This is a genomic window from Streptomyces sp. NPDC005195 (assembly GCF_040608315.1).
GTDB classification, from domain to species: domain Bacteria; phylum Actinomycetota; class Actinomycetes; order Streptomycetales; family Streptomycetaceae; genus Streptomyces; species Streptomyces kaempferi.
This window is the reverse complement of record NZ_JBEXHZ010000121.1, coordinates 1-7,048: the sequence shown is the minus strand read 5'-3', so window position 1 is coordinate 7,048 and position 7,048 is coordinate 1. Positions and strand designations below refer to the sequence as shown.

At 71.2% G+C, this 7,048-nt stretch carries 6 protein-coding genes and 1 pseudogene; 2 read left to right on the top strand and 5 right to left on the bottom strand.

Annotation, left to right across the window (positions count from 1 at the left end; translation table 11 throughout):
• On the top strand, positions 1 to 1,896 hold a 1,896-nt coding region (locus ABZV34_RS36150), incomplete at its 5' end, for an FAD-linked oxidase C-terminal domain-containing protein (protein ID WP_356286508.1).
• Between the two features lie 271 nt (positions 1,897 to 2,167).
• Here ABZV34_RS36150 and ABZV34_RS36145 read toward each other — a convergent pair.
• The 5 genes from ABZV34_RS36145 to ABZV34_RS36125 all read right to left on the bottom strand — a co-directional run bounded on the left by ABZV34_RS36145 (position 2,168) and on the right by ABZV34_RS36125 (position 6,805).
• Positions 2,168 to 2,956, bottom strand: coding sequence for an SAM-dependent methyltransferase (locus ABZV34_RS36145; protein ID WP_356286505.1), 789 nt, complete (start codon positions 2,954 to 2,956; stop codon positions 2,168 to 2,170).
• Positions 2,957 to 3,189: 233 nt separating this feature from the next.
• On the bottom strand, positions 3,190 to 3,966 hold the full coding sequence (locus ABZV34_RS36140; RefSeq protein ID WP_356286502.1) for an ABC transporter permease: 777 nt from the start codon (positions 3,964 to 3,966) through the stop codon (positions 3,190 to 3,192).
• Positions 3,963 to 4,952: an ATP-binding cassette domain-containing protein gene (locus ABZV34_RS36135; RefSeq protein ID WP_356286499.1), complete on the bottom strand. Its 990-nt coding sequence runs from the start codon at positions 4,950 to 4,952 to the stop codon at positions 3,963 to 3,965. The genes ABZV34_RS36140 and ABZV34_RS36135 overlap by 4 nt, the downstream gene beginning before the upstream one ends.
• A 44-nt stretch (positions 4,953 to 4,996) precedes the next feature.
• Positions 4,997 to 5,665 (bottom strand): DUF4097 family beta strand repeat-containing protein, encoded by a 669-nt coding sequence (locus ABZV34_RS36130; protein ID WP_356286496.1) that lies wholly within the window; start codon positions 5,663 to 5,665, stop codon positions 4,997 to 4,999.
• Positions 5,666 to 5,947: 282 nt separating this feature from the next.
• Positions 5,948 to 6,805: a helix-turn-helix transcriptional regulator gene (locus tag ABZV34_RS36125; RefSeq protein ID WP_356286495.1), complete on the bottom strand. Its 858-nt coding sequence runs from the start codon at positions 6,803 to 6,805 to the stop codon at positions 5,948 to 5,950.
• 86 nt (positions 6,806 to 6,891) lie between these two features.
• Here ABZV34_RS36125 and ABZV34_RS36120 point away from each other — a divergent pair.
• Positions 6,892 to 7,048, top strand: a pseudogene (locus ABZV34_RS36120) (short-chain dehydrogenase); the annotation flags it as partial.

Below are 7,048 nucleotides of genomic sequence, written 5' to 3'. Positions count from 1 at the left end.
GTCGAGTTCGCCGAGGGCACCGCGGAGCGGCTGGAGGAGGTGGCCGCCGCGGCCCGGCCGGTGCTGGAACGCCTGCCCGCGGTGACCGGCACCGCCCTGACCCGCTCCCCCCAGGAGCGGGCGCGGCTGTGGCACCTGCGCAAGGGCCTCTACACCGCGGTCGCCGGCGCCCGCCGGCCCGGCACCACCGCCCTGCTGGAGGACATCGCGGTCCCCCTGGACCGGCTGACCCGCACCTGCGAGGGTCTCATCGGCCTGTTCGACCGGCACGGGTACGAGGACGCGGTGATCTTCGGGCACGCCCGGGACGGCAACGTGCACTTCATGCTGACCCAGGACTTCGACTCACGGGAGGAGACCGACCGGTACGCGCGGTTCACCGACGACATGGTCGATCTGGTACTCGCGGCCGAGGGCACGCTGAAGGCGGAGCACGGCACCGGACGTGCCATGGCGCCGTTCGTCCGCCGTCAGTACGGCGACGAACTGTACGACGTCATGCGGGAACTGAAGCGGTTGTGCGATCCGGCGGGCGTACTCAACCCCGGGGTGCTGCTGGACGACGACCCGGCCGCGCATCTGCGCCGCCTCAAGAGTGTGCCCGCGGTCGACCCGGCGTTGGACGCCTGCGTCGAGTGCGGCTACTGCGAGCCGGTCTGTCCGACGGCGGACGTCACCACCACACCCCGTCAGCGCATCGCGCTCCGGCGGGAGATCGCGCTGGCCGAGGCGGCAGGTGACGACGAACGGCGCCGGGAGCTGGAGGACGACTATGCCTACGCCGCCGTGGACAGCTGCGCCGCCGACAGCCTCTGCGTGACCGCCTGCCCGGTGACCATCGACACCGGAGCGGTGATGAAGCGGCTGCGCGGCGAACGCCACGGCCCGCTCGCGCAGCACGCCGGACGTGCCGCGGCCCGCCACTGGGCGACGGCGGTCAAGGGCGTGCGGATCGGCCTCGGTGCCGCCCACGCGGCACCGGCCCCGCTGACCGGCGCGGCCACCAAGGTGATGCGGCGACTCGGCGCCACCGACCTCGTACCGGCCTGGAGCCCGGACATCCCCCGTGGTGGCGACCCCCGTCCGACGGCCCGGCACGTGCCCGCCGCTCGGGCGGTCTTCTTCTCGGCGTGCATCGGCAGCATCTTCGCCGCCGAGGAGGGAGGCGGCTCCGGCCCCGGCGGCTCCTCCCGTGGCGGCTCAGGCGGACGGGCGAGCGGGTCCGCGGCCGCGTTCCTGAGTCTGTGCGAGCGCGCGGGCGTAGCCGTCGACGTCCCCGAGTCGGCGGGGCTCTGCTGTGGCACGCCCTGGCAGTCCAAGGGCTACACCGAGGGCCACCGGGCGATGGCCGCCCGGACGCTCGACGCCCTGTGGACGGCCAGCGACCACGGACGGCTGCCCGTCGTCTGCGACGCCTCCTCGTGCACCCACGGTCTGGGCGAGCTCGCCGCCGCGCTGCCGGAGGCCGAACGTGACCGGTACGCCGGGCTGCGCTTCGTGGACAGCGTGACCTTCACCGCCGACACGCTGTTGCCGCTGCTGCCCCGCGCACCACGCCTCGGCTCCCTCGCCCTGCACCCGACCTGTTCGACCGTGCACCTGGACATCACCGGTGACCTGCGCACCGTGGCGGAAGCGGTGGCCGGCACCGTGACGGTCCCCGACTCCTGGGGCTGCTGCGCCTTCGCGGGCGACCGCGGGCTGCTCCACCCCGAGGTGACCGCCGGCGCGACGGCGGCCCAGGCCGCCGAGGTCAACGAGCGTGAACACGACGGGTACGCCTCGTGCAACCGCACCTGCGAGATGGGCATGACCCGCGCCACCGGCCGCCCGTACCGCCACATCCTGGAACTGCTGGCCGACGCCCTCGACGCGTCCGAGGCGACCGCCGGCTGAGCCCGCGGCCGCCGCAAGGGCGAAGGTCTCCGGGCACGGAAATTCGGGTGCCCCGCCCGCCAGGCCGGCACCGCAGGAGGGCCCTGCCACCCGTGGACGAAGCGTCGGATCGGCCGCGGAACCAGGCCGCGCCGTCGCACCGGCGGACGAACTCCCGCGCCTCGCCGACCTCGTGGAGGGCGGCCTTCGCCGTCCGGCCGGGGACCGTACCGCCATCGCACAGAACGAGTCCTGGCACGGTCGGTCGCCGGCGCTCGTGGCAGCCGTGACGTCAGCGGACGCGGGCCACCGCGCTGTAGATTCCGCTGCCCTCCGCGACGGGCGCCGGGTCCGTCCTGAACCACTCCGTCGCCGTCACCAGTCCGGGATCGACCAGATCGAGTTCGTCGAAGAAGCGGGCGACCTCCGCGCGGGTGCGGAAGCCGAGGCGGATGCCGCCCTTGGCGTACTCGGCGGTCACCAGCTCCGCCAGTTCCGGGTACAGGTCGGACGCGGCGTGCGACAGCACCAGGTAGCTGCCGGCCGGCAGGGTGGCGACCAGGTCGCGGACGATGCCGTGGGCGTCCTGGTCGTCGGGGACGAAGTGCATCAGGGCGATCAACGACAACGCGATCGGGCGCTCGAAGTCCAGTACCGCGCGGGCGCGTTCGAGGATCGCCGCCGGCTGGCGCACATCGGCCTGGATGTAGTCCGTGGCCCCTTCGGGACCACTGGTCAGCAGGGCTTGCGCGTGTCGCAGCACGATCGGGTCGTTGTCGGTGTAGACGATCTTCGCCGTAGGCGCGATCCGCTGGACTATCTGGTGCAGATTCGGCTCGGTGGGTATGCCGGTGCCGATGTCGAGGAACTGGTCGACGCCCTGCGTGGCGAGCCACGCGGCGGCGCGCTGCATGAACTGCCGGTTCTGCCGGGCCGCGTCGCGTGCCTCGGGCGGCAATTTCTCGCCCACGGCCTCGTCGACGGGGTAGTTGTCCTTGCCGCCGAGAAGCCAGTCGTAGACGCGCGCGGGATGCGCGTTGGCGGTGTCGATCTGCGGTGGCTGGGGGGTGTCGGTCGTCATGACGGGCTCCGGCGCACGAGGGGGATCATGGGTGGTCCGCAGCATCGTACTCGGAGCGGGCATCACCCCTTCTCCTGAACGGAGTTGGCATCACGGTGGGCGTGCGGCGGTGTCGGAGAGTGAGGCCGGCGGGCGGTGGAGACGGCACGAGGCGCCGTCTTCCGACGGGATGTCGGAGTACGGCGCCTCGGGGTGGAACCGGTTCGCGGGTGGGGTCCGCGGTGCCACGGCGTCTACTTGGGATCGCGGTCGAACTGCGCCTTCGACCAGCGGTGGCCGAGGACGCTCAGGCCCAGGCACCAGGCGAGGGCGATCCACCAGTTGTTGCCGATCCCGGTGCCGAGGAGGAGTCCGCGGAGGGTCTCGATGGCCGGGGTGAAGGGCTGGTACTCGGCGATGGGCTGGAACCAGCCGGGCATGGAGTCGAGGGGGACGAAGGCGCTGGAGATGAGGGGCAGGAGGATCAGCGGCATGGCGTTGTTGCTGGCCGCTTCGGCGTTGGGGCTGCCCATACCCATGCCGACCGCGATCCAGGTGAACGCCAGCGCGAAGAGCACCAGCAGCCCGAACGCCGCCAGCCATTCCACCACGGTGGCGTCGGTGGAGCGGAAGCCCATGGCGACACCGACGGCGCCGACGAGGACGACACTGATGATCGCCTGCAGCACGCTGCCGACCACGTGCCCGAACAGCACGGACCCGCGGTGGATGGCCATCGTGCGGAAGCGGGCGATGATGCCCTCGTTCATGTCGGTGGCCACGGACACGGCGGTGCCGACCACCGTGGACCCGATCGTCATCAGCAGGATGCCCGGCACGATGTAGGCGATGTAGGCGGAGCGGCCCGCGCCGCCGCTCATGGTGTTGCCGAAGATGTAGACGAAGAGCAGCAGCAGCATGACGGGGGTGAGCAGCAGGTTGAGAGTGAGGGAGGGGTAGCGGCGGGCGTGGAGCAGGTTGCGGCGCAGCATCGTCGACGAGTCGCGCACGGCGAGGGAGAGGGAGCTCATCGCAGGGCCTCCTTGGCCTGGGTCGGCTGGTTCGGCTGGTTCGGCTGCCTCGGTACGTCGGTGCTGCCGGTCAGGGCGAAGAAGACGTCGTCGAGGTCGGGGGTGTGCACCGTCAGTTCGTCGGCCACGATGCCGGTGGAGTCGAGCCGGTCGAGGAGGGAGCGCAGTTCGCGCTGGGTGCCGTCGCTGGGGATCTGCAGGGCGAGGGCTTCGTCGTCCCGGGAGGCCTCGCGCAGTGCGAGGGCGGCGGACTGGTAGGCGGCCGGGTCGGTGAAGCGGAGCCGGACGTGTCCGCCGGGGATCAGCCGCTTCAGTTCCTCGGCGGTGCCCTCCGCCGCGGTCTTCCCGTCGTGGAGCACCGCGATGCGGTCGGCGAGTTCGTCGGCCTCCTCCAGGTACTGGGTGGTGAGGAAGACCGTGGTGCCACCGGTCACGAGTTCGCGGATGATCTGCCACATGGTGTGCCGCGAGCGCGGGTCGAGTCCGGTGGTGGGCTCGTCGAGGAAGATGATGCGCGGGCCGCCGACCAGGGTCATCGCGATGTCCAGGCGGCGCTTCATGCCGCCGGAGTAGGTGGAGGCCGGCTTCCTCGCCGCCTCCACCAGGTCGAAGCGCTCCAGGAGTTCGGCGGCGGTGCGCCGGCCTTCGGCCCTGGACAGGTGGTGCAGGTCCGCCATGAGGAGCATGTTCTCCTCGCCGGTGATCAGACCGTCGACCGCCGAGAACTGGCCGGTGACACCGATCACGGCGCGTGCGGCCTGCGCCTGGGAGGCGAGGTCGTGGCCGCCGACGTGGATCTGGCCGGAGCCGGCGTCGGGGCTGATGAGCGTGGAGAGAATCTTGACGGCGGTGGTCTTGCCGGCACCGTTGGGGCCGAGCAGGGAGAAGACGCTTCCTTCGGGGACCGTCAGGTCGACGCCGTCGAGCACGACCTTGTCACCGTAGGACTTGCGCAACCCGTACGCCGCGATGGCCAGGTCAGTCATGAAAGGGACTCCTTCGGAAACTGCGAGAGATGATCTGCCGTGGGTCAGACACTGCGAGCGGTGATGTCACCCTGGGCGGTGGTCGCCCGGATGGTCAGACCCGGAGTGCCGTCGGCGTTCTTGAGCGCGTTGTTGATCCGGCCGTAGCCGGTGCCGGCGTCCAGGGAGGCGGAGACTCCGCGGGCGGCGCCGACCGTGATGTCGCCGGACTCGGTGCGCAGTGTGACGGCGCCATGCGTGGCTTCGGCGATGTTCAGGTCACCCTTCTGCGTGCTGATCTCCGCGGGGCCGCCGAGGCGGCCGACGGAGATGTCGCCGGCCATGAGGGTGAGACGGGCGCCGGCGGTCTCGTCGAGTTTGACCGTGCCCTGGGCACCCTCGAAGGCGACGTCGCCCAGGCGTCCGACGCCACGGAACTCGCCGGCGGCCGCCTTCGCCTCGACACGGGAGCCGACGGGAAGCTGGACAGTCACCTCGACAGAACCGGAGTTGCCCAGGATCCGGTTCTGCGCCTCCGGTGCCTCGATGCGCAAGACGCCGTCGGTGTAGTCGATCCGGATCTGTTCCGCGGCCTTCACGTCGCGGCTCTTGGAGGCGTTCGCGGGCAGGATCTCGACGGTGGTGTCGGGGCGGTCGGCCGCGATGAAGCGGATGCGTCCCGCCGGAATGTCGAGGACGGCCGAGACGGGGGCGGGGGTGTCGAACTTGTGCATCGTGCTCTCCTTCTCCTGCATCGCGCGCCCTTGCGGCTCGCGTTTTCCGATGAGAGAAACGCTACGTTGCATTCATAGATTCGACAACAGCCTTGCTGCGGATAATCCCTGTATTCGCAGGTGAATGCGCGAAGTTCGTTGCAACGGTCCTGCAAGGAATGCAACGTCACGCACGCAGAGCATTGCAATGGATTGAGAGTGAACGCTAAGCCGGGACATCGCGGACGCGGCACAGTCCGCCGCACGGACGCAGCGCACCGCGGTCCGGCGTGTCCGGTTCCGTCAGAGCGAGCTGCCCGCGTCGACGCCCTCGGTGCCAAGTACGTTCAGGAGGGCCAGCGCCTCGGCGCCATGGGATCCGGGCGGTGCGGTGTACAGCACGAGGTACTGGTCGCTGTCCGTGAGCGTGAGCGAGTCGCAGTCGACGGTGAGTTCCCCGACGACCGGGTGGCGGAAGGTCTTCGTGAGCATCGGCGCGGCCTGCACGTCGTGCCGGTCCCAGAGCCGGGCGAACTCGGGGCTGCCGTCGCGGAGTTCATCGACGAGTTCGGTCACCGCGGGGTCGGACGGGTACCTGGCGAGGGCGAGCCGGAGCCGCATGACGACGTGATGCCGGAACTCCGCGGCGTCGGAGACCCCGTACAGCGTCGCACCGGAGCGGGCCGCCCCCAGGAATGCCCGGCGCGCGAGATTGCGGTCCTTGGGGGCGAGTTCGGCGAAGTCCTCCATGAGCGCGGCCGCGAGGTCGTTCCACGCGAGGACCTCGAACACGGCGGATGTCACGAACGCGGCCGTCCGCGGGAGCCGTTCGAGGAGCGCGAGGATGCTCGGGCGGACGTCGCGCCGGTGCAGTCCGCGACGGCTCGGCGCCGTGCCCGCGAGGACGTGCAGGTGGTCGGACTCGGTGTCCGTCAGCCGCAGCGCGCCGCCGATCCCGGCAAGGACCTCACCGGACGGCCGTGGCGCCCTGCCCTGCTCGAGCCGGACGTAGTACTCCGTGGAGATGTGAGCGAGAACCGCGACCTCCTCGCGGCGAAGACCCGGTGTCCGCCGTCGGGAGCCGGAGGGGAGGCCGACGTCCTCCGGCCGGAGCCGCTCGCGACGGCTACGGAGAAACGCCCCGAGCTCCTGCTTGTCCATACCCCAAGTCTGCACGCTGCGCGGCGGCGGATCCTGGTACCGCCTGTGCCTGCATCCGGTCCGCCGGCCGGCCCGACACTGGCGCCATGACGAACGACAGCGACATCGCCCCCATCGGCCTGCTCACCGGCAAGGTCGTGTTCATCACCGGCGCCGGCCGCGGCATCGGAGCGGCCGCCGCCCGCCTCTTCGCACGCGAGGGCGTCGGTGCCGCGGGAGGCGAGGACGACGGCGGCGCCCTCG

Bases quoted from the DNA above. Each gene is read 5' to 3' on its own strand.
- ABZV34_RS36135 (WP_356286499.1), bottom strand. From the start codon at position 4,952: ATGACTGACCTGGCCATCGCGGCGTACGGGTTGCGCAAGTCCTACGGT.
- ABZV34_RS36130 (WP_356286496.1), bottom strand. From the start codon at position 5,665: ATGCACAAGTTCGACACCCCCGCCCCCGTCTCGGCCGTCCTCGACATT.
- ABZV34_RS36145 (WP_356286505.1), bottom strand. From the start codon at position 2,956: ATGACGACCGACACCCCCCAGCCACCGCAGATCGACACCGCCAACGCG.
- ABZV34_RS36125 (WP_356286495.1), bottom strand. From the start codon at position 6,805: ATGGACAAGCAGGAGCTCGGGGCGTTTCTCCGTAGCCGTCGCGAGCGG.
- ABZV34_RS36140 (WP_356286502.1), bottom strand. From the start codon at position 3,966: ATGAGCTCCCTCTCCCTCGCCGTGCGCGACTCGTCGACGATGCTGCGC.